The sequence below is a fragment of the Hyunsoonleella aquatilis genome (assembly GCF_014270105.1).
GTDB lineage: Bacteria > Bacteroidota > Bacteroidia > Flavobacteriales > Flavobacteriaceae > Jejuia > Jejuia aquatilis.
Genome location: NZ_JACNMF010000001.1, coordinates 512,198 through 534,938, shown reverse-complemented (window position 1 = coordinate 534,938; position 22,741 = coordinate 512,198). Strand labels below are relative to the sequence as shown.

Sequence of the window (22,741 nt, the reverse complement as noted above, 5' to 3'; positions counted from 1 at the left end):
ACTAATTTAAGTCCTTTTGTCAATTACATTAATTGGCTTCCTACTCATTTCAGGAAACTGCATGGCAAGGATTTCTTTTTTATCGTGAAATTGAATTTTCGGGGTAACCCTGAGTTTTGCTCGAAAATGATCCTTTATATTATGCAACAACTGCTCGGAAATAGTCTTGGCGCTAATGCGCAATGTAATTTCATCCGTACCGATACTGTTATGTGATATTTCGATAATATAGCAGTCCACTTCACTAAAATCGTTCAAAATATTACCCATCGCAGGTGGGTACAAGGTTGTTCCCTTATATTTAATCATTTGTTTTTTTCGTCCCAAAACTGGCCCTAACCGAGGTGTATTTCTACCGCATTTGCATGTCTCATGATGCATCCTAAGCATATCTCCAGTTTTAAAACGCAGTAATGGCATGGCTTCTACCCCCAATGTCGTAATAGTTAATTCCCCTATTTCACCTTGCTCTACCGGATTATCATTATCATCCAAAATTTCGGGAATGATTAACTCCGGATGATGATGCCCACCAATCTGATATTCACACTCCGTGAATGCCGTATTCATTTCTGTTGAAGCATAAGTTGAATATAGTTTTATGTCCCATTTGGACAGAATTTTACTGGATAACGTATTTAAAGAAAAATCCTGCTCGCGAAGTGGCTCCCCAATGCAAATAGCACCTTTCACACCCGAATTATTTATGTCGATATCATGTTTTTCGGCATAAGCAATGAGCTTCAGAAGAAACGATGGAACAGTAATTAAATACGTTGGTTTAAACTTTAGAATGGAGTCCCATTGCAGTTCGGGAATACCCGCACCTACCCTTACAATTCCTGCACCCAATTTTCGGACACCCAAAAAGTAAGCCAGCCCAGCCATAAACCGTCTATCCATAGTGGTCATCAACTGTACCACATCATTTTCTCCAATACCGGCACAAACAAACGAAATAGCCTCGTTGTATGCAAGCCTATCCAAATCCTTGTCGCTTAACGCGAAAGTAACAGGATCACCCAAAGTACCCGATGTGGTTACATAATCGATAATTTTATGGCGTGGCACACATATAAAATCGTCATTATACAACTGAAGATCTTCCTTTGTAGTTGTCGGGATTTTCGATAAGGATTCTAACGATGTTATCTCTGCTATATCCACATTATGTTTCTCAAAATGACGCCTATAAAACCTTGATGTTTTGCTCAAATATGCCAAAGTCTCTACAAGTTTTTTCTCTTGAAAGGCCTTAATCTCAGCTGTGGACGATTTTTCTATATCAGGAATCATCAATCTAATTTTCTTTTTAATGTTTTGATATAATCATCTAAAGTTCTCAAATCAGGGACTGTGGTCACCTCTTTGGTCTTTGCCTCCTCAAAAGCAATTAAGGCCGCCCTATAATATCCTTTTTCATAATAATACTTGCCTATTTGATAGTAGGTTTCCCAAAAGTTGGGATTGCTTTTTTTAAAAGTGTCAATAGTTTCAGGAAGTACTGTTTTATCAGTTTTAATGGCCTCCTGCATATCACGATTCAATTTTCTGTAGGTTTCGTAATCCTTATAGGCTCGGGAGTATAAAAACTCATCTTCCTCAACAATCAATTTTTGGTTTAAAAGGCCCCATTTCGGCAACTTACCGGAAAACACCTCATCCAAATCATACGCTAAAAAGGCTCCCAACTGATAAGGGTTTGAGGATACCCAAACCTGTCTTTCCTCTGGCTTAAATACAATCCCGTGATGTGCTCTCAACTGATTTAAGGCCTTTTCATTGCCATAGCCCAGAGATTTATCATCAATCCCTTCCCTGTTTCTTAAAACTGCAATAGCCTTTTCAACATTCATCTTTTTTGCATCATCCAATAATTCTTCCATGCGCTGATATCGATAGACGGAATGGCTTTCCTTTTTGTGCAAGATATTGTTTTCATCTTCGGCATAAGCTTCACTTTGAAAGTGATTAGAACAAATAAGTTCATTTGAACTCTCCACCTCATAAACCCCAAAGTTTTTAGGCGAAACCTCAATAATTACAGCTCTTTTATCCTTGGCTGAACCTATAAAAATGGATTCGGATACAAACACTTGCCGTTTTTTTGCAATGGCAATTGCCTCTTCAATATTAGATGCGTATTGTAAAATTTCACGGTTAAGGATGGAAATTGGTGTTTTCGCAATCCAAGGGATTTTTGATTTTCCGGCATTGATGGTCACCGTAAGCCCATGCTCGTTCATTCCCGAAACCACCCCAATCATTCCTGACCAGGTGACGGACATAAATTTATGGCCCTTAGCAGGGTTGACAAATGCAATAATTTTGTTTTTGGCAAAATCATCGCCGGCATAAAAATCAAAATTCCGGCCGATAAGGAGTTGACCATCCTCAGTTTTATCACCCCAAGCGGCAAAAGAGGAACATCCCACCAATGCCAAATCTTGAAGCGCATGCCCGATGTCGTGCGCGCCATGGAGGTATAAAACCCTTAAATAGTCATCAGCAATGTGGTCATAGTCATCCCCTGCATATTTTGACAGCCCATAGATTTCTGTTTTATATTCCTCTGGAATATGGAGGTACATTTTCCGATTATAAAATGCCAAAATTTTTCTGAGCAACCACTGCTTAAACTTTGAGGGCACCAATTCATTCACTTTACTTAAAAAAGCGTTTTCCTGAAATTCAAACAACTCTTTGGTCAAAAGCCCTGTATTCAAACCTAATTGATAGGGGTTGCCCTCAACGTAAAGTTCCCATGCGCCATATTTGTTTTTCGCAAAACTATTTTTCCCCGAGGTGAAGGTGGAATCGTTTACGGAAATTCGCTCTGCCGTAGAGGCATCATATTGAGCCACCTCGGGCACATCCTTCAAGGATTTTGAAACCCCACAGGATACTACAGAAAGGTACATTCCCGCTAAAAAGGCAAAACGTATTTTGCGTAAAACGATTTTCATTCTAAATCCTTGAGTGCTTTATGGGTACGTTTCACCGCTTTCCTATCTTTATAATCAATCCATTTTTGGCCTTTCCATTTGCGCATTCTATTTTCAAAATGGCGCATAAAAAAGACATTGTAAAGCATGTTTAGTGCCACCTTTGGCTTTTTAGAAAACGCTCTAAGAGTCATAGAGAAACCAGCATCTAGATACTCAACAAAATGCCAATACCCGCTGGGCATGTATAAAGCTTCCCCATGTTTCATAGTGACTTCAATGCCTTCAACATGTTTTAAAGCTGGATAGGTTTCAAAATCGGGATTGGTCATATCGATGGTTTCCAAATTATGGACTGCGTATGGAATTTTATATAAAAACCTGGTTTGGTCAGGCGAAAATAACAAGACGCGCTTGGTGCCATGAAAATGAAAGTGCAACAAATCGGCCAAATCCATATCATAATGCGCCAATACCTGAGAACCTTTGCTTCCGAAGAAAAGCACTGGCAAACGCTTAAAAAACTTCATCCCAATGTTAGGATAACTAAAATCCTCGAGGAGCTTCGGCATCTTTTTCATAACATCATAGAAAAAAATACGCAGGTCGGTAGGTTTGGTTTTTAAAAGTTCGATGTAATCAAATAGCTTCATTTCGGTAACCGGTTCGGCTGACTTTTGCTTTCCTTTAGTCGTTTGGTTATTATACAATGGTACTACCTGATCCCCAGCCATAGATTGGATATAATCCAAACTCCATTTTTCATTAGCACCCCAATCCTTGGTCAAGCCCTCAATTAAAACAGGACGCTGAGGCTTGTAATAGTTTTGAACAAATTCTTCCTTGGTAATATTCTTTACCCTTTCTATGGGCTTCAACTTGAATTTTGCCATAGCTATTCCTTTTAATTAACTTGTTCTTTTTGGTGCATTATTATCTTATCCAGCAAATAGTCTTTACCCAAAATTTCCGCACAGGTTACAACCGCACTAATCGTTACCCCCAAAATGCCATGCATGTTGATGGACTGACCCGTTAAATAAAGGTTTTTAACTCTAGTTTTTGGTGCGAGATAAGAATGCAAAGGTTTGTTTACGTCCTTTACATAGCCATACATGGAACCTCTGTTGCAACCGATATAATCCCTATAAGACAATGGCGTAGAGGTATAATATGCCTGAATACAATCTCTAATATTCGGAAACTTTTTCTCCAATTCAGCTATCAAAAGCTCAGCTTTTTCCGTCTTGAATTGCTCATAGGTCTGGCCTCTATCATTTTCTTTGGCAACGGTATTAAAAGTTTCTTCCCATGGCAAAACCTCATCGTATTTCATGTAGGTCATTACGGCAATACTGTCACCATAAACACTTTCCTCATTTTTTATACCCATGGACATCATATAGGCTTCCGGCCAGTTTGATTCCTCATAATCCAATGTATCCCATACTCTTTTATGGTCTTTAAAGTGATAAAAATTCCTATTCTGATATTTGAAGGTTTCAGGTTTCAAAACAATATAAAGCGTAAATGGTGCAATTGTGCTTTCGATTTTCCGTATGCGATTAACATAGGATTTCCTGAACTTATCCTCCCCTATTAATTCTAAAGTACGTTTTGGTTCAAAATTGGAAATGAACAAATCCCCATGAATTTCAATGCCTTTCGTTGTAATAGCCGAGGCAATTTTTCCATTTTCAAAATGAAAACGATTCACCTCATGGTGATTGTAGGTATCGCCTCCCAGTTCCTTTAAACGTCGAATCAATACCTTAGTAATTTGACTACCCCCTTTAATGCATCGATACGAACTTTGTATATATGAATTGGTTGACAAGGCGTGCACATAAAAAGGAGTTCTATCGGCTTCCCCAGCATATAAATAATTAGTTCCGGCCAAAATAGCCCTTAATTTTTCGTTTTTGGTAAAAGAATTGATGCAGTCCTTTGCCGAAAGCTTCAAAATATCAGGGTCTGCATAATGAGACGGTCCTTTTTCAAGAACGTAAAGTGGAAACTTATTGCAAGTATCCTGCAACTTTTTGCAATAGGCTCTTATATTTTCTTCTTCACTTGGAAAATCAACGGCCAATTGTTTCACGAAATTCTCATAGCCCTGGGCGTGCCTATATGTTTTTGGGTCGTCATCAAAAGAAATAATGTCAAATCCATCCTCATCCATTCTATGAAAGCACAAATCCTCCATAATTCCAATATATGAAAAGTACCGATGTAAATTCTGCCCCTCGCTTAGGCCACCAATGTAGTGAACTCCCGTATCAAATATGGTCCTATCGCGGACAAAGGTTTGCAAGTTGCCCCCGTACTGGTTGTTTTTTTCAAGAACACAGACAGTTTTTCCTTCCTTCGCCAAAATGATCGCGGAGACGAGACCAGCCAACCCGCTTCCCATAATTACAACATCGTAATGATCCTTGTACTTCAAAATATCATGATTTTAAAACGGCCATATTACTTTTAACCATAACCTGCTCACATCCCAAAGATGTCATAAACTTAGTATATAATTTCACACTTTCATTTAATAATACGAAAAGTTTTCCACTACCTACCAAATTTTCTAACAGACTCTCTTCGATATGCTTTTTATCAATTACAAAAACATCAGCGTTTTCAAAATCTAAATCGTTAAGACTGTCCTTTAAATAAACTTTATACGACGTGTTGGTGAGAACACAGTTTTTCATCAACTCTCGATGCGCCTCATTTTCAATAAAAGAAAATATTTTCCTGTCCGGACTATCCAGGGCCAGTAAAAAAAACAATGGACTTATGTCCTTTGAAATATTAACAAAAATACCATTTTCAGGCAAATCATCTATCAGGGTTTTATACACTTTAGTATTTTCACCTAAATCCGTTTTCAGGCTATCATAAATCGCTTTCCCTCTATATTCAAAGTCTTCCAAAACCAAATTATGGAAATAGGTTTCTCCCTCAATTTCCTCACGTAGCTTAGCGTGTTCATCCCTAAAAAACGTACTAATGGCTTTAGCTTTCTCCCGGTAAGTTTTACCAAAAGTTTCATCATTGAAGGGTATTCTCTTCAAAATTTTTAGTGTAATACTACCATCTTTAATTACAAAAGTGCCTTTGGGCAACACTTCTGAATTGCCATGAATCAGTACCGGTAGAATGTCCAAATTGAACTGTTCCGCGAGATAAAAAGCCCCTTTATGAAACCTCTTTATTTTGTTGGTTGTTGAACGTGTTCCCTCCGGAAATGCCATCAAGGAATAGCCCTGATTTACTTTTTTCTGTAAATGCTCCACCCCGCTTTCTATTCCGCTGGACACAGGATAAAACCCCGCTAACCTAACAGCCCGCCCGAAAATCGGGGAATTATACACCCAATCGTTCACTAAAAAAATGATTTTAGGATGTAACATCCCCATAGCTAATATATCAAGAAAAGAGGTGTGGTTAGCAATGATGATGGCCTGTTTTTTAAAATCTTCTTGAAAAGGATTTAAAACCGTTTTGGACACAAAAGGATTGGTGTACAATACGGATTTCATAAACTTTGAAAGCACCCTGTGGAAGGCCTTCATTTTAAGTTTTTTGGATATGGGAATAATGGGTATCAGGCTTACACTCAGTATCGACAAAATCAACCCTCCAATCCCATAGTATCCAAAGGAAATCAAAGAGTGGACAAACTCTCTTATAGAAATAGGACGTCTCGTTTTGGTACCGATAAATAACTTAAACAATAAAGGCTGTATTGTAAACGCCATGGCTGAAGCCGACAAAATACCTACCACGGACACGGCTGAAATCGTGAAAAGTGCCGGATGTTTTGCCAAAATGAGCACCCCAATCCCCAGCAAAGTAGTAATTACTGAAAGGATGATGGAAATTTTTCTGATGGGCAATTCGCGTTCCCCGGTCCTGTATTCCGTTAACAGACCGTTGGTAATAAAGATGCAATAATCGATACCGAGTCCAAAAATAAAAGTGCAGATGATGATGTTAAAAATATTGAATTTTAGACCGAAAAGCCCCATGATTCCAACGGTCAGCAACCAGGTCAATGCAATAGGAAGCGCGGTAACCACAGTCAATGAAAGGCTTCTGTAATACAGAAGAAGTAGCACTAGAACGACAACTGATGAATATAAAACTAACCTGTTGAAATCATTTTTAAGATTGCCCAAAAAAGTTTCGTTCATATTTTTTCTATCGATAACTACAGTATTATGCTGATTTTCGAAAGAATCCACTAGAAGCTTCAAATTCTCATCTTGCACCTTTACTAATGTGGTAACCGTTGCAAAGTCTTCCGTTCCAGAAATATAATCTCCAGATGAAATCGTTTTGATGGCTTGATAATCTTCAACTTTCAAAGGTTTAAAATCAGTTTTCAAAGTTTGATAAAACATTGAGAACGCAACAGGCTTAAACCCCAGCGCACTACCACTTTGAATCAAATCGTTTTTAACTTTTTCAATTTTGGCTTCAGACCAAAATGCATTCCAAGTTTTTATCTTTTCGTTTTGAAGTGTTGCGGAAGCGATCAACGACCCAATGGAACTAAACTGGATGATTTTACCTTCATTTTGAAGGGATTCGAGCATTTTAAAAATAGAATCGTTTTGTTCGAGTGCCTCTTGTTGAGTATCTGCATACGTTGACAAATACACCGATTTTGAGGACATATTGATGAGTTGGTCCAGCTTATTTTGCGCATTAATCAAATGCTCGGGTTGGTAGTTAAGGGTATTCAAATCGTTATTAAAAACGACTCTATTGTAGGTAAAACAACTGATTACCACAAGAATGACTATCGAACCAATCAACCATTTTTTCTTATGAAACGAAAAGTTCCCAAGACGATCAATAACAGTAGCCCTTTGTTTCGAAACCACTTTAGATTTATAAAGCTGAGGTATTAGAATTAGGGCAAGCACCGATGAAAACAGAACGCTTGTTGCAGCAAAAACCCCCAAATCCTGAAGGGCTTGAGACTTGATAAAAAGCAAGCATAAAAAGGCTAGGGCGGTGGTCAAACTGCTCATCAAAATTGGTTTGGCGATGTCCGCGTACAACTGTTTTATGGTATGCCCAGACCGAATATGGGTCAAAATATGAAGGGCATAATCTAGGGTAACGCCTAATAAAATCGACCCAATACCAAGGGATATGGCGGATATCCGCCCACGTAAAAGATACAGCAAAGCAATAGCCACCAAAGCTCCCAAAACAGTAGGCAAAAACAAAATCAATGGAATAACCAGCTTTTTATAAAAGAGTACAAGAATGAGCAATAAGACCGTAACTGCTATGCCCACAGTTAATTGGATGTCCGTCTTGATTTGATTGGCGTTGGCCACTGCAATCAATGCCCCTCCAAAATATTCACAGGAGGCCTTCGACTCAAATTTTGAATTCAATTGGTCTTGCAGTCGATACAGCGCTGAGGCAAAATCTGCGTTGGCATCCGTTTCACTGGACGGAAAAGTCGGGGTTATAAATAGTAGGATATGATTTTTATCCTTACTTAATAAAAATTGGTTTTCAATGGTGAAATCATCCCCAAAACCTAGACCTTTCAGTTTGTTCAAGGCCATAAAAGTGATACCTAGTGGGTCTTTTAATATGGTTTCTTTCGCAACAAAACCAGAGGGCGAAACCAAGGTTTTATAATTGTTTTGTGTGATGTTTTGAATGCTATCCGAATGCAGTTTTTGCTCAATGACATGGTAATCCTCTTCTTCCAGAAAAAGGGGCAAATTATCATAGACAAAATCAATCGTATTGTTAATTTCCTCATCCTGAACATACCCCTGAACCTGCTTGATGTAGGCCTCCGAAGTATTCATAATGCTATCTAAAAAAGTAGAGGCGTAATTGGTTAAATCCTCGACACTACCGGTTTCCCCTCGGGAAATATTTACAATTATTTTATCAGCAAAGTTGACCTGTTTTAATACCTTTTGGACTTGCGCGGATTTTTTGGTTTGGGGGATTAGCTTGGTGATGTCTTCCTCAAATTCAATTCGCATGGCCAAAAACGCGACTGCGGTAATTAGCAACAGTATTACACCTAAACTTTTTAGTCTGTTTGAAGCAATAAAACTATATATGCCATAAAACCATCTACCCATTGTTGATTGCTATGCGATTTCTATGGAATACGGACAAAATTAAAAAGCCCAGGGTACCGCAAATTAGGGCACTAAAGGACGCCAAGGTAAAACTCCCGACAATATATGTTTTTAAATGCTCGGTAATCTCAAAATCGTTTTGGAACATTTCGAGGGTGTAATTATAATCCACCCCCATTATAAACTGACCCATTTTGGCACTGGCATAAAGCACAAACGGAATAAAAGGAGGCAGACTTACATTGGAAAACGCAAATGCAATTACCTTGTTCAATCTTAAAAAAATAGCCAAAAAAATAACGATTACAGTATGAAATCCCCAAAAGGGAGACAGGCCAATAAATACCCCTAGGGCAATAGACAGTGCCTTTTTTGTTGGAGTATCGTTGCTCCCTAAAAAGTCCTCAACGAAAAACTGCTTAAATCCTTTTTTTTTTAGTTTCCTAAATAGGTTTCGCGGTTTGATATAGACCAATGTCAAAAACACCAAATAGGTATTGAGAATACTGATTCGGGTAAAATCCTTAAAAGGCCTAAAGTGCGATACCCGTTCGTTTTCATCATAAAGCACTTGAATGGGGACGTTCTTTACCTCAACATCCTCCCAAGCGGCCTTTACTATAACTTCAACTTCATATTCGAATTTATTGGTCACTAATCTAAGTTTATCTATGGCTTTTAGGGGGTACAACCTAAAACCAGACTGTGTATCAGTAAGTTTGATTCCAGTTTCAAACCAAAACCAAAAATTGGAAAACTTATTTCCAAAACTGCTTTTTCCAGGAACACCTTCTTGGCTCATATTTCGCGCACCAATTAAAAGCATATTTTTATTTTCGGAACGTTCTAGTTCAGCCATAAATACCGAAATATCCTCCGGAAAGTGTTGCCCGTCAGAATCAATAGTAATAGCGAAATCGTATCCAAGTTCCACTGCCCTTTTAAAACCCTCACGCAACGCATTGCCCTTTCCTTTGTTCTTTTGGATGGACACCTTTTCTATCTGGGGATAGCCTTCTAATATACTTTTTGTGTTGTCCGTAGAGCCGTCATTCACTGCGATTACCCTGTCGGTAATTTCTAAAACACCGTCAAGAACACGTTTTAAAGTGCGTTCATTATTGTATGTTGGAATCAACACACAAACATTTAAGAGTTTTATGTTTTGGGTTAAGGTTGGGTTGGTCACAAAGCGTAGTTTTCGAATAAAACTAAATTAATGATTTTTCTTCACCCGTAAAGACTTTGGAGTGCAAAATGTAATCCTTTATGTAGTTTTTCAATGAAGTGGAACCAATGTTTTTAAAGTGTTTTAAAATAAACCCCTTGTCCTCTTCAATATTGGATTTATACTTTAATAATTTTGGTGTGTTTTCTTGTATGCTTAATCTTATAAAGCGGGCTTCCACATTATTTGGGGCTTGTTCAATAGCAAATTCCACCCATTCTACACCTTCAATAAAGCCTTCCTTTTTGGCTTTAAGGGTTTTAGACTTTTTGGCTTTTAAGGCAATGGCGGCACCTTTATAGGCCACTAATTCTGGGCGGTCTTGTTTAGAGACGTTAGCCAAACTTTCATAAAATGCATCAACTTCCTTCGCGTTTTGTGCCGCACCTTTATACGCCGTACGTATCACGCTTAAATCCAAAGTAACCAGCGCAATAAAACATAAACAATATGTGACCAAAAACTTCATTTTTCCTTATAATTCCCTAAAATTACTTGTCAATTTTAGTGCCGGAGTCTCCCCAAAAACTACTGTATTCTTGACTTTGTAGCCTTCTTCCGTTTTCGATATATCCAAAGTTAAATCCAAATCGGGTGTTTTTTCAGGGTTTATGATAGCCATAAATTTAACGTTGCTTGAAGATTGCATAAACAGCTTTGAACCCACAATTTCCTCTGTAAGCTCTTTTACAATCTGCATCATGCAAACTCCCGGCGTCACAGGGTTTCCAGGGAAATGTCCCTTAAAAATACGATGATCTTTGTTGATGGTAATATTGGCTTTAGCCAAATTCTCCTCAACATTCAATTCATTTACTTTGTAAAAATCCTTTAACTGCATCCTAAAAACTAAATTGATAGGTTATTCCTAGTTGAAAAAGCGTATTAAACTGGTTTTCCAGTTCATATTGTTCGGAATTAAAGCTATGAAAAGTATCTGAAAAAACATCAATAAGCCCGCGTTTATATCTAAAATCAATCCCAATACCGTTACTAAATAAATATCCTACACCTAATCCAATACTCATATCTACAAAAGTAATATCATTGCCTTCTACCCTATTGGCTAGACCGATGAACGTATCATCGGTATCAAAATCGAAACTTGGTGCAATGATAAAATTGAAACCGGAGTCTTTTACGAAAAACTTATTTGTTATTGTAATCGATATATAGTGAATATCTACATCTCCTCCGGATGAAATACCCGCATCCCCTCCTTGATTGGAATATCCAACTTCGGGTTGCAAAGTATAAATATCCGAAATTCTAATCGGCAAAATCGCTCCGAGATATAGTCCAGTTTTTGTATCCAAATCTGAATTGGAAAGCGTGGCCAAATTAACAGCACCTCTAAACCCAAAAGACACTTTTGACTGGGCAAATGCACCAGAAGAACATACAACTAGTGCAAAAACTAAAACTGCTCGTTTCATTATAATCTTATTTAAAATCCAAATCTATAGGTTGCACTTAATTGCAAGACCCCATTTAACACATTATCCCCATCAAAAAAATCATATTCATCATCATCAAAATCCGACCAGTAACTATCACGAACGTCCAAAAAGCCTTGTTTATATCTTAGCTCCAATCCCAATCCAAATGCAAATTCATAGCCTACACCGGCGAACAATCCAAAATCAAAAGGAACATAAAAATCGTTAGGGTTTTCAGAAACCAAAATATCTATTGAAGGCCCTACAATAAGGTTCAAACCGTTATTTTGAATGGGAAAGAATTTATTGGCAATCCCAAAGTAAAGGTATTCCAAGTTTATGTCATCACTGAAATTACCATCTATAATGGGATCAAAACCACCAGAACGACTTGACTTATAATCCGTTCCTTGATTGGAATATCCCGCTTCTACCTGCAATTCATAAAATCTGGTTAAATGAACATTGACAAACAGCCCGCCATTTATCCCAAGTTTTCTTTCAGATTGATATACATTAGTCAATTTGGCTGAATTCAAACCCAGTTTTAAGCCTGGCCTCACTTTAACTTGAGCCACTGCATTGGCCCAAGATATCACCACTATTAAAAGAAGGAATAACTTTTTCATCATTCTTATCTTTTAAAATTGAACTTGTAAGCTACTCCAACTTGAAACACTTTATTAACGTAAAGTTCATCAAAGGCCACGGTATTATTAATATTGGAGCCTAAAATATCCACAAAACCAATAATATATCTAGCTTCAATGGTCAATCCAAAAGGAAGTTCGTAACCCAAGCCCCCCATAAAGCCAATATCAAAGCCTTCATAGTCCTCTACAACTGCGTTATCAGCAAGCTTAAAATTAAATGTAGGGCCAATAATTGCATGAAGCCCTAAATCCCGAAAAGGAGAAAACTTATTGGCTATGGTAATGGCGAGGTATTGAATTTCGATATCGCTTCCACTAGACAACCTTGATTTTGCCCCCTGTCTGGAATAGGTAACCTCAGGTTGCAGGGCATAAAAATTAGCAAACTTGATTTCTCCGAATGCACCAACATAAAAATCCGTTTTTGCATCGTAATCGGTATTTGTGATGTTAGTAAAATTTACGCCTCCTCTTATTCCTGGGCTTAGTTCAATCTGTGCAAACGCATTTATAGAGCTTATTAAAACAATAAGAACAATAGGTAGTTTTTTCATGACTAAATAGATTTTAGGGTAATCTTCAGATTAATATTTGAATGAATAATTTCTATTTTATCCGCAAAATTACCACTAATTTGGGTAAACAGAAACCGAACCTTTTCTTTTCTTTTGGAGGTTTTTACAATTTGATAGAGCCCTTCTTTATTGTAATAATATATTGGAGCATCCTCAATTATCGCTTTATGGATAGTGGTCTCGTCCAAAGTAAAGGTTTCGAAAGTTTTTGGATGTTCTTTAATTAAAATTTCAAAATCCCTTTTTAAGGTACGGATGAACATTTTCTTATCGAGGTCGTCCATCACGTAGTTTACCCTAAAATCATTGTTTTCGAAAGTGAAATCAAAAAGCTTGTTACCCAATTCTGTAGTGAATACTAGTCTGTGGTGCACCTCACCCAATTTCTTCACTATAAAAATCCCACCAAAAGTTTTGCCATAAACTTCAATGTTGGTTCTGTAAACATAATCCCTTGAGGTATCCGAGAAATAGGGATTCTGGATGGACTCCTCTACTTCAACCTCTTGAAAATTGTGCTTCACCGGATAGGACTTGCACCCAACTGCCAACAAAAAAGTACTAAGGAGTAAAAACCGCATCATCAATGGGCTGATTAAGGGTTTTATTTATCAAATCTACCGTGGTGTAATCGCCAGAAGGTTCAATCATCTTCACTTGGATAACATCGCCTTTGCCATCAAAAATCAGTATAAACTTTTTAAATAACTTAGCCATATCAGCATCCTTTGGGGTGAAATGGGCCTGCCTTTTCTTATTTTCCTTAAAATATGCAATGGTGAATTTTTCATCATCAAACATATCTCCCTTTACACTGCTGATAATCAACTCATTCAACTGTTCAAACACCTTGCTACTTCCGATGGAAACTTTGCTTTTATTACCCTCGTTATCAATAAACAGCTTTTTGTCCTTGAACAAAATGGAATACTTAAATGGGTCAACATAAGCCCATTTTACAAGATTAGGTGCTTTAAAGTGAAGTTTTCCAGAGGTTTTGATGTCATTATCCAAAAAATCCAAATGTTTGTATTGCACAAAATCACTCGAAATACTATTGACAGAGGCTGATAATGTCGTTGCCTGGTTTTTCAGTTCCATGGCTCCGTTAGCATCCATAGGCGCTTGCGCCACCGCAAAAGTTGCAAGGAAAAATAACAGATATACTAGCTTATTCATAGGCCTTAATATTGAAAAGCGTATCCACGGTAACGGACACATAATTGCGTTCCTGCAAAAATAACAATAACCGTTCCAAAACGTTCAACGTTTTTTGGCTCGTGTCGTGTAGCAAAATAACATCCCCTTTTTTTAGATTTTTAGTGATGCGACTTAAAATTTGATTCTCATTTAAGGCAGTCGTATCGAAAGAACGTTTACTCCAACCGATAGATTGCAAACCCGTTGTTTTTAATGCCTGTTTGATGTTTGGATTGGTTATGCCGAACGCTGGCCGGTACAATTTAAGGGAATACCCTATTACTGTTTTTGCTACCGCATTGGTCTTTTCCAATTCGGACGTCACTTTTTCCGTTGAAAAAAAACCAAAGCTATTGGAATGGGAATACGTATGATTGCCAATCGTATGCCCTTTCGAAATGGTGTTTTTAACAATTTCGGGATGTGCTTCGATGTGCTTTCCGATGCAGAAAAATGAGGCTTTTGCGTTAAACGAATCCAATAATTTTAAAACTTTCGGTGTAAATTCGGGATGCGGGCCATCATCAAAGGTAATTGCTACTCGATTTTCAGTAACCTGATAATTCGAATTTTTGGATTCAAAATGATAGTTCCAACCAATTTTGGCAGAGCCCAAAACCGTAATCACCAACCAAACCAATACTATTGGAAAAATCCACCAAATCGAAAATTCTAAAATTGCAACACCGAGTAAAAAACCTATTAAAAGTAGAATGAAAATGGTATTTACAGTTCTAAATTTCAGCATTGCTTTAGAAGTGTAAAACTATGGTTTTCGCCACGGTATTGATTGTACAACAATACCGTTTTTAAAGAAGAAACCTCAACGTCATTTAATTTGACTATTTGAGGAATCGATTGTGTTTTTAAAATTTTTGAAGCCAGCCAAAATCCAAAGGACGATGCCGTATTGAATTCCCCTGAAAGATGTTTGTAATACACCTGGGATGTCTCTTTAAACATGTTTTCAGCTAAAACCTCGTAATAGCCATCAAAACCAACATCCCCATTGTTGCCTAAAACCACAGCATCGATATCAGTGGCGGACAAACCGTTTTCCTCCAGAAAGGCCTTTGCTTCTTCAGCCAAATGCTCCTTTTGCAAGGTATTGTATAGTTTTATCCCGACTAATTCGGCGTAAGCTTCCTCATGTTTTTCATTGGAAACCACAAAAAAATTAGCGCCTTCACCAAAAACAGCCCCCTTTGAATTAGAATTGAGTAGTCCCGCGAGAGTAACCTTTTCCGATTTAATATGGTCAACAACCCGGTGCACGGCGATCGTATGGTCGGCATTTTCATCAACACCACCCACTAAAATATTGTTTGCTTCCTGATTTTCTAACTGTAATTTGGCATCCAAAAGTGCAGATTCAAACGAATTGCTGGAATGCACGTAAGTAAAATTATAGCCTTTGCATTGCAGTTCCAAAGCAATCTGGCCACCAACTGTATTGTGAGTGGATTGAATGAATGATGTTGGTGTCAAATATTGTTCATCATTATCAATCAAAGCACTCAAAAACTTTTCAGAATCACGCAAACATCCCATCCCAGTTCCAGAAATAATGGCATCTACAACTTCCAAGCCCGCTTCCTGCATTGCGATTTTTGAAGTTACTACTCCCATTTTTATGCCTTTCGCCATGCGACGCGCTGCCGCAGGAGGAATAAACTCCTTATAACTTGGATCCACAGCTCCAATAACATTGTCTTCATACTCCACAATTTCATTCAAAAACTCTGAATTATCATAAGTCTTTTGAGCTGAAATGGAAGCTACGCTATTGATGTAAACCCTATTCATTTATTGTTCTTTTGAAAAAATAATGGTGGAACAATTCCCTCCGAAACCGAAAGAATTAGACATTACCGTTTGTAAAGGTTGGTGCTTTAATTCAGTTTGAGGCGTAATTTCAAACTCCTTCATTTGCGTCTTAAATCCTAAATTTGGATAAATGACGTTGTTCTGAAGTGCCAAAATAGAGTAAACCGCTTCAATAGCACCTGCCGCAGCCAAGGTATGCCCAGTGTAGGCTTTTGTAGAACTAAAAACCGGCACCTTATTACCAAAAACCCTGATGAATGCTCGCCCTTCAGACAAATCGTTATTCCCCGTGGCCGTGCCGTGGGCGTTGATATAATCAATATCTTTTGGGCTATATCCTGCTATATCCAATGCCTTTTGCATGGCTAGTGTAGCTCCATCACCATGGTCGGAAGAGGCTGTTTGATGATAGGCATCGTTGGCATTTCCGTAACCTTTCACATAGGCCAACACGTTTTTGTTTTCACTGGAAACAATATCGTCCGATTCCAAAACCAAATACGCAGCGGCTTCGCCTAAATTCAAACCTTTTCTGTTTTCATCAAATGGAGTATTATAAGTATCCGATAGAATCATTAACGTTTTAAACCCATTGATAGTAAATTTCGAAAGACAGTCCGTACCGCCTACAATCACCCTATCCAATTGGCCAGATTTTATCAAACGCGCACCGAGCATAATGGCATTTGCCGCTGAGGAACACGCCGTGCTGATTGTGGTGACCAAGCTTTCATCCAATCCGATTTGATGGGCAATTTTTTGAGTGGAATCCCCGGCATGATGGCTTTCAATATATTTCTTTACTGGGCCACCTTCCAAATATTCGTAGTAATAGCGTTCGGTCATGTCCATCCCGCCGACGCTAGTAGCAGACACCAAGCCCGTTTTATAATTACCTAGGTTGGTAATACCAGCATCTTTTAAAGCTTGTTTGGCTGCAATAACGCCCAATAGCCCGGTACGTGAATAGTTGTTTTCGGGAGACAAACCCAATTGATGTTCCAACTCTTGATTTGTGGCATCAATTTCACCCACCATAATATCGTTTACATGGTTGGTCTGGATTTTAGAAACTCGAGAAATGCCCTTTTTACTGGTAATAAGGGATTGGTAATTTTCTTCTACATTGTTTCCAATTGCAGAAATAATGCCCATACCTGTTATAGCAACCCCTTTACCCATTTGCAATTTTTGCTCCCTAAAAGGTACGCTTTATTTTGTGCGGTGTTCTGAAATATATGTCGCCATGGTATCTATGGATTCAAAAATAGCGCGCCCTTCTTTTGGGTCGGTCAATTTAATACCATAGTTTTTGTCCAGCATTACGATAAGCTCCAATGCATCAATGGAATCCAATCCCAAACCATCACCGAATAAGGCATCGTCATTTGCAATATCCTCCACAGCAACATCTTCCAAATTTAATTGCTCAATAATAAATTCCTTCAATTCTTGTTTTAAAGCGTCCATATTTATATTTTGAATAGTTCGTTTATTTCCTGTTTTTTATTTTCCACATTGCCTTCTTTCGACACTAAATAAATAAAGGCGTGGTAATTGTTTTCATTATCAAACTCCACCCATCCGCACAATACCTCATCAGCCTTCTTTTGAGACAATAACGTATTTGAATACACCGATAAATGTTCGGCATTAAACGCGTCAAAGATAAAAAAACTATTTTCAGAATAAAGTTTATGCCTGATACTAATCTCGCCGATACAAATATTGGGGAGCGTATAGACGAAAACCGCCGGGCTGGGAAAATAATTGTCCTTATCCTGAATGGATTCCTGATGTTTTCTATCGGTGTCCAAACTTGAAGCCTTGTTCGAAAAAACTATGGCTATATTTTCACCACGTTCGGAGTCATTTCCATGGTTCAAAAGAATATCAGCTGCAAGAAACGCAAGTTTTGATAAATTATCCATTTTGAAAAACTTTGGATATTTTGCTTCTTGGCTTCGATACACCGTTTTAATGAAATCCGAAAACGGAAGGTTTTCATGCTCACACAAAACCCTTCCATCCAAAACCACCCGATTATCTTTAATATGGCAATATGATTTGATCTTAAACAACTGCCCCATTCTTGTTTTTGTTGAACGTAAACATAGTGTGGTACTCACCAATTGCAACGTCCTCATTAAGCTTTAACCCTGCTTTTTCCGCAATTTCCTTAAACTCCGTAGCCTTGTACATTTTAGATTTACCGTTGGCCAAGGCTGTAAAATACAGCGAGGTGGCTTCTAAAATAAATTTGGCGTTATCGAACTTTTGCCTATCCGTAAAAGTCTCCACAATGATCAATTCTGCATCATCATCCATGGCGTTTGCGCAGGTTTTGAGTACCTTCAAAATATTGTCTTTTGAAAAGCAATCTAAAAATTGACACATCCAAATGGTATCCGCACCCGCAGGAATTTTTGGGTTTTCTGAAAGCCAGTCAATTTCATAACTTTTTACGCGATTGTCGAAGCCTTCACTTTTTACATTTTCAACAGCTTTGTTCAATTGACCGGGGAGATCAATCATCGTCAACCCTACATTTTCATTGTGTTTACAACACTTAATGGTGAATTTTCCGGTATTCGCACCAATATCAAACATGGACCTTCGCTCTTTTTGGAAGACGATATCTAAAGCTTCAGAAAAAATATCATCCGAATAATGATGGTCAAACTCAAACCATGATTTTTGTTGCAAGGGTGTCATTTGGGACAAGCCGTCGTAAATGGTGCGCCAATTCCCCAGTTCCTTGAGCCCTGATGGCTTCTCCGTTTTTATGGCTTCTTCTAAATGAAATAGGCCCTTATAGCAAACTTCATTGGTAAAATTGAGGTTGACGTTTACCGTTTCGTGATAGGCCAAATAGTAGCCAATCGTCGTCAGTTCATATCTGCCATCGTCATTTTTAATGACAATGTCTGAGGTTTCTGAAATTTCCAAAAGCACACCAATGCCATATTCGCTAATTTCCAAATCGCTTGCAATTTGCTCAATGGTTACTCCACCTTTTCGTCTTTTTTTAAAGATATAATTAAGAATCCCCAAATTTCGCAATGCCACCACCGCTTGGAATACAAATGGGGCGAAAGCAATTTTTTGGGCTTCCTGAATGGCGTCTATGGCTTTTATAGATTGGTTTGACATGCTTACAGTGCTTTTTTAAATAATATAGCAGAATTACAACCTCCAAAACCAGAGGCCGTTTTTAAAAATAGGTTCAAGGGTGTATGCGTTTTTTCTTCGATGACATTAATCGGTTGAGAAACACCAAGCGTCTCAAAACCCAAGGAAGGATAAAGCGTATTATTGGCTAAAGATTGCATACCTATTATGGTTTCAACCAAACCTGATGCTCCCAAGCTGTGACCAAAATAGCTTTTTAGGCTATTCAGAGGCACTTTTTGAAGTCCAGAACGATTAAAAGCAATTGCCTCCATTTCATCATTATATGGGGTAGCCGTACCGTGAGCTGAAATATAATCCACCTCTCCTGAGCTAACTTTAGCTTGCCGCATGGCTGATTGAATGCTTCTGTACAAACCTTCGCCAGTTCGCGACGGGCCCGAAATATGGTTGGCATCGTTACACGAACCTTCACCCAAAACCACCACGGCGTCTTCGGACAGATTAGAATCTTCCTTAGTAACCAAAGCACTAGCCACAACTTCCCCAATATTGATACCTGTTCTGTTGGCATCATAGGGCTTGCAAGGTTCATTACTTAAGGCTTGAAAGGAATGGAATCCAGATAAGGTAAATTCGGAAACAATATCCCCACCTACAATAAATACATGGTCGTAGGTTCCGGAGCTAATATATCTTTTTGCAATAGCCACGGCCAACAAGCCAGATATACAAGCGTTTGACACTACTATGGCCTCATTTTGAAATCTAAAAAAGATTTTGATTTGAGCACCGAGTTTCCCTAAATAAGCTCTTTCAGCTTCAAATGAATTGTTTTCATCTAAAGCGTCAATATTTCCCTTTGTTGTTGAAACTATTAAGCCAACCCTTTTATCCAATTTAATGTTTGAAGCTTTTATCACCTTATCAAGTGAAACCATCATCATTTGCTCCAGTCGGGTAAAATTTCCATGAGATTCTAAAACTGAAAATGATCTTTGAAGTTTATCGGTATCCACTAAAGAAGCACAAAACGATTCTGAAAAAACCGACGAATCGTCAACAAGATTCAACCCAGAAACTCCTTTTTCAATTTTGCCAACCACCTCTTTGGTAGAAAACCCCAGTGAAGAAACGATATTATTATGTGAAATGTAAATATTGCCCAATGCCTACTTCAAACTTTAAATAAGGTTAACCTTTTTTTTCCATTCCATAAAAAACTCGGGGATGGAAAGCGCTAATTCGCCATTACCAACATTATCTACGAAAACCTGAACGGTTTCACCCGTACAGACCAATTTGTTATCTTGGTTATAAACTTCATATCTAAATACCATTTTTGCTGCTGGGCTATCTACATAAATAGTTCTTATGGTGGCTATATCCCCGTAACGCAAGGGTAATTTATGGTCTGTACTTGATTTTACAATTGGAGTCGCGAAGCCGTGGTCCTTTTGATCCAGATAGGATATACCGTGTTTTCTTCCAAAAGATTCCCTTCCGTCCTCAAAATATTGTATGTAGTTACCGTGCCACACGATACCCAATGGATCGGTTTCAACAAACCGCACCCGTACTTGGCTTATGTGCTCTAATTCCTTTTTCTCAGACCGCATTTTTTTTATTGTTATAAATAATAGCAACAGCCGTAGTTGCAATAAAAAATAGAAAAAGCAACCCAATTTCTGGGATGACTTCAACTACACCGGCATTTCTCAAAAACACATCATAATAGGCGTTTAGCCCCCAGTTCATCGGCGAAAAATTCGACATAGCCTGCATAAACTTGGGCATCACAAATACCGGTACCCAAACGCCTCCCATGGCAGCCAATATCACAACCAATGTTGCTCCAAATGGCGCCGATTGTTCCTGTGTTGTAGCCACTGTTCCCAATAGCAAGCCTAAACCTATGGCCGCCAATCCGATAAAAATCGTGACCAAAAAAAGCAAAGGCAAACGCCCGGAAACATCCAATGTTGGCAGGCCAATTTCAGGAAAAACAAAAATACCGATTAACAGCATTAAAACAAACTGTATTATACAAACTACAAGATAAATAAGTGTTTTTCCTAATAAAACTGTGCTATAAGACACTGGATTTGTACGCAAACGCACGAAAGTGCCTTGGCTTTTCTCCTTAACTATGTTGATAGATAGCGGTACGATTATAAAAAATATAGCAAACAGCGTCCATGCCGGAACATTGTGCTGTACTGAATTAGGCAAAATATCCTCGCCCTCATTTTGAGCTACAATTTCCCGATATGAAATAAAATTTTCGGTCTCAAAAATCTGTTCTTCTGGGTCATCGGTTACCTGTTCCTGAAATGCCTTGTAGATGGATTCTGTTTCTATTTTGGCAATCATACGGTCTATACCGTTTTTTACCGAAGACTTGAAAGATTGCTGTGTAGCCGGATCAAAATAAAGTCGTATTTCTTTATTCGATATTTGAGCTAATTGGGATTCGTCCTGCTCTTCTTCCAATCCAAATTTGGCTATGATTCCCTCCACATTTTGATTGACTTTGAGTTCCAAATCGGCAGATAAATCCTCGGGAACAATTATAGCCAACTGGTATTTTCCCTTATATACCAAGGCCTTAGCCTCTTCCTCGGTATTACAGGGAACAATTTCAAAGGCATTCGAATCTTTCAAACCAATTTCAATGGTTTCCGATACTTTTCCTTTATCGTTATCTACCAATAAAATAGGAATGGTAACATCCGAAATGGTCCGAAAGGTACTGTCTTGAATTAATGTGATGGTAATAATGAGCACCAAAGGCATCACAAATAAAATAGCCACACCCCCAATATCGCGGGCCAAAAGCAAAAACTCCTTGTATGTGGAAGCCCAGAGTTTATGCACTATCTCTCAACGCTTTACCTGTTATACTTAAAAACACATCTTCTAGGTTGTGGGCATCTTTGTATTTCCCGATAAGCTCTTTTGGCTTTCCTTTTATGATGAGTTTACCATGGTCAATAATCGCAACTCTTGTGCAAAAAAGTTCAGCTTCGTTCAAGTGATGAGAAGTGTAAATAATAGTAGTGCCTTTTTTGTTCAACTCTTGAAGATATTCGATGATGACATTTTTGGACTGGACATCCACCCCAACTGTAGGTTCATCAAGAAACAGCACTTTAGGATTATGCAAAATACTAGATATTAAATTTATACGCCGTTTCATTCCTCCCGAAAATGTGCCGATTTTTTTATTTGAAAATGCCAGCAATCCCAATTGCTCCAAGGCACTTTCAATTTTGGTATTCAGTGCTTTTCCTTTAAGGCCATACATACTTCCAAAATACTTTAGGTTTTCAAAAGCCGTAAGTGTAGGGTAAAGAGCATACTCCTGAGGTACGATGCCAATGAGTTGTTTCAACTGGTTTCCATGCTTTTTATAAGTCAGCCCATCAATTGAGAAAGTTCCAGATGTCGGTTTAATCAGGGAGCATAAAATTGAAATTAGCGTAGTCTTACCTGCACCATTAGGTCCCAAAAGGCCAAAAATTTCGTTTTCGGCAATGAACAAATCCAAATCTTTAAGTGCAAACGTATCGGCAGTTTTATACTTTTTTGAAATCTGTTCAATCTGTATCATA

At 38.2% G+C, this 22,741-nt stretch carries 23 protein-coding genes; all 23 read right to left on the bottom strand.

Annotation, left to right across the window (positions count from 1 at the left end; genetic code table 11):
* Window positions 1–6: 6 nt before the first annotated feature.
* The 23 genes from flxY to H7U19_RS02185 are packed head-to-tail and all read right to left on the bottom strand — an operon-like array spanning window position 7 to window position 22,740.
* A complete protein-coding gene (flxY, locus tag H7U19_RS02295) occupies window positions 7–1,296 on the bottom strand; it encodes a flexirubin biosynthesis putative acyl-CoA ligase FlxY (RefSeq protein WP_186558217.1) in 1,290 nt (429 codons plus the stop codon).
* On the bottom strand, window positions 1,296–2,966 hold the full coding sequence (locus H7U19_RS02290; protein WP_186558216.1) for a C45 family autoproteolytic acyltransferase/hydrolase: 1,671 nt from the start codon (window positions 2,964–2,966) through the stop codon (window positions 1,296–1,298). The genes flxY and H7U19_RS02290 overlap by 1 nt, the downstream gene beginning before the upstream one ends.
* Window positions 2,963–3,838, bottom strand: a complete 876-nt coding sequence (locus H7U19_RS02285) for a cupin-like domain-containing protein (RefSeq protein WP_186558215.1) — start codon at window positions 3,836–3,838, stop codon at window positions 2,963–2,965. The genes H7U19_RS02290 and H7U19_RS02285 overlap by 4 nt, the downstream gene beginning before the upstream one ends.
* An 11-nt stretch (window positions 3,839–3,849) precedes the next feature.
* On the bottom strand, window positions 3,850–5,391 hold the full coding sequence (locus H7U19_RS02280; protein ID WP_281386114.1) for a phytoene desaturase family protein: 1,542 nt from the start codon (window positions 5,389–5,391) through the stop codon (window positions 3,850–3,852).
* Window positions 5,392–5,395: 4 nt separating this feature from the next.
* Window positions 5,396–9,073, bottom strand: coding sequence for an MMPL family transporter (locus tag H7U19_RS02275; protein WP_186558214.1), 3,678 nt, complete (start codon window positions 9,071–9,073; stop codon window positions 5,396–5,398).
* Window positions 9,066–10,262: a DUF2062 domain-containing protein gene (locus tag H7U19_RS02270; protein ID WP_186558213.1), complete on the bottom strand. Its 1,197-nt coding sequence runs from the start codon at window positions 10,260–10,262 to the stop codon at window positions 9,066–9,068. The genes H7U19_RS02275 and H7U19_RS02270 overlap by 8 nt, the downstream gene beginning before the upstream one ends.
* Window positions 10,263–10,284: 22 nt before the next feature.
* Complete coding sequence (locus tag H7U19_RS02265) at window positions 10,285–10,770, bottom strand: hypothetical protein (RefSeq protein WP_186558212.1); 486 nt, start codon at window positions 10,768–10,770, stop codon at window positions 10,285–10,287.
* Window positions 10,771–10,776: 6 nt separating this feature from the next.
* Window positions 10,777–11,142, bottom strand: a complete 366-nt coding sequence (locus H7U19_RS02260; RefSeq protein ID WP_186558211.1) for an ApeI family dehydratase — start codon at window positions 11,140–11,142, stop codon at window positions 10,777–10,779.
* A gap of 1 nt (window position 11,143) precedes the next feature.
* Complete coding sequence (locus tag H7U19_RS02255; protein WP_186558210.1) at window positions 11,144–11,737, bottom strand: porin family protein; 594 nt, start codon at window positions 11,735–11,737, stop codon at window positions 11,144–11,146.
* 11 nt (window positions 11,738–11,748) lie between these two features.
* The gene (locus H7U19_RS02250) at window positions 11,749–12,372 is read right to left on the bottom strand and encodes a porin family protein (protein WP_186558209.1); all 624 of its coding nucleotides are present in this window, start codon (window positions 12,370–12,372) and stop codon (window positions 11,749–11,751) included.
* A 2-nt stretch (window positions 12,373–12,374) separates the two neighbouring features.
* Window positions 12,375–12,947, bottom strand: coding sequence for a porin family protein (locus H7U19_RS02245; protein ID WP_186558208.1), 573 nt, complete (start codon window positions 12,945–12,947; stop codon window positions 12,375–12,377).
* A gap of 2 nt (window positions 12,948–12,949) precedes the next feature.
* Window positions 12,950–13,552, bottom strand: coding sequence for a flexirubin biosynthesis protein LolB2 (lolB2, locus tag H7U19_RS02240; protein WP_246454575.1), 603 nt, complete (start codon window positions 13,550–13,552; stop codon window positions 12,950–12,952).
* Window positions 13,530–14,147, bottom strand: coding sequence for a flexirubin biosynthesis/transport protein LolA2 (gene lolA2 / locus H7U19_RS02235; protein WP_246454574.1), 618 nt, complete (start codon window positions 14,145–14,147; stop codon window positions 13,530–13,532). Before lolA2 ends, lolB2 begins: the two co-directional genes overlap by 23 nt.
* Entirely contained in the window at window positions 14,140–14,916 is a 777-nt protein-coding gene (locus H7U19_RS02230) for a polysaccharide deacetylase family protein (protein WP_186558207.1), read from the bottom strand. Before H7U19_RS02230 ends, lolA2 begins: the two co-directional genes overlap by 8 nt.
* Complete coding sequence (locus H7U19_RS02225) at window positions 14,910–15,974, bottom strand: beta-ketoacyl synthase N-terminal-like domain-containing protein (RefSeq protein ID WP_186558206.1); 1,065 nt, start codon at window positions 15,972–15,974, stop codon at window positions 14,910–14,912. The genes H7U19_RS02230 and H7U19_RS02225 overlap by 7 nt, the downstream gene beginning before the upstream one ends.
* The gene (locus tag H7U19_RS02220; RefSeq protein ID WP_186558205.1) at window positions 15,975–17,177 is read right to left on the bottom strand and encodes a beta-ketoacyl-[acyl-carrier-protein] synthase family protein; all 1,203 of its coding nucleotides are present in this window, start codon (window positions 17,175–17,177) and stop codon (window positions 15,975–15,977) included.
* Window positions 17,178–17,207: 30 nt separating this feature from the next.
* Window positions 17,208–17,465, bottom strand: a complete 258-nt coding sequence (locus H7U19_RS02215) for a phosphopantetheine-binding protein (protein ID WP_186558204.1) — start codon at window positions 17,463–17,465, stop codon at window positions 17,208–17,210.
* 2 nt (window positions 17,466–17,467) lie between these two features.
* On the bottom strand, window positions 17,468–18,085 hold the full coding sequence (locus tag H7U19_RS02210; protein ID WP_186558203.1) for a 3-oxoacyl-ACP synthase: 618 nt from the start codon (window positions 18,083–18,085) through the stop codon (window positions 17,468–17,470).
* Complete coding sequence (locus H7U19_RS02205; RefSeq protein WP_186558202.1) at window positions 18,069–19,148, bottom strand: methyltransferase; 1,080 nt, start codon at window positions 19,146–19,148, stop codon at window positions 18,069–18,071. Before H7U19_RS02205 ends, H7U19_RS02210 begins: the two co-directional genes overlap by 17 nt.
* A gap of 2 nt (window positions 19,149–19,150) precedes the next feature.
* Window positions 19,151–20,296, bottom strand: coding sequence for a beta-ketoacyl-[acyl-carrier-protein] synthase family protein (locus H7U19_RS02200; protein ID WP_186558201.1), 1,146 nt, complete (start codon window positions 20,294–20,296; stop codon window positions 19,151–19,153).
* A gap of 15 nt (window positions 20,297–20,311) precedes the next feature.
* Window positions 20,312–20,746, bottom strand: coding sequence for an acyl-CoA thioesterase (locus H7U19_RS02195; protein ID WP_186558200.1), 435 nt, complete (start codon window positions 20,744–20,746; stop codon window positions 20,312–20,314).
* Entirely contained in the window at window positions 20,736–22,004 is a 1,269-nt protein-coding gene (locus H7U19_RS02190) for an ABC transporter permease (protein WP_186558199.1), read from the bottom strand. The genes H7U19_RS02195 and H7U19_RS02190 overlap by 11 nt, the downstream gene beginning before the upstream one ends.
* Complete coding sequence (locus H7U19_RS02185) at window positions 21,997–22,740, bottom strand: ABC transporter ATP-binding protein (RefSeq protein WP_186558198.1); 744 nt, start codon at window positions 22,738–22,740, stop codon at window positions 21,997–21,999. The genes H7U19_RS02190 and H7U19_RS02185 overlap by 8 nt, the downstream gene beginning before the upstream one ends.
* Window position 22,741: the final 1 nt, after the last annotated feature.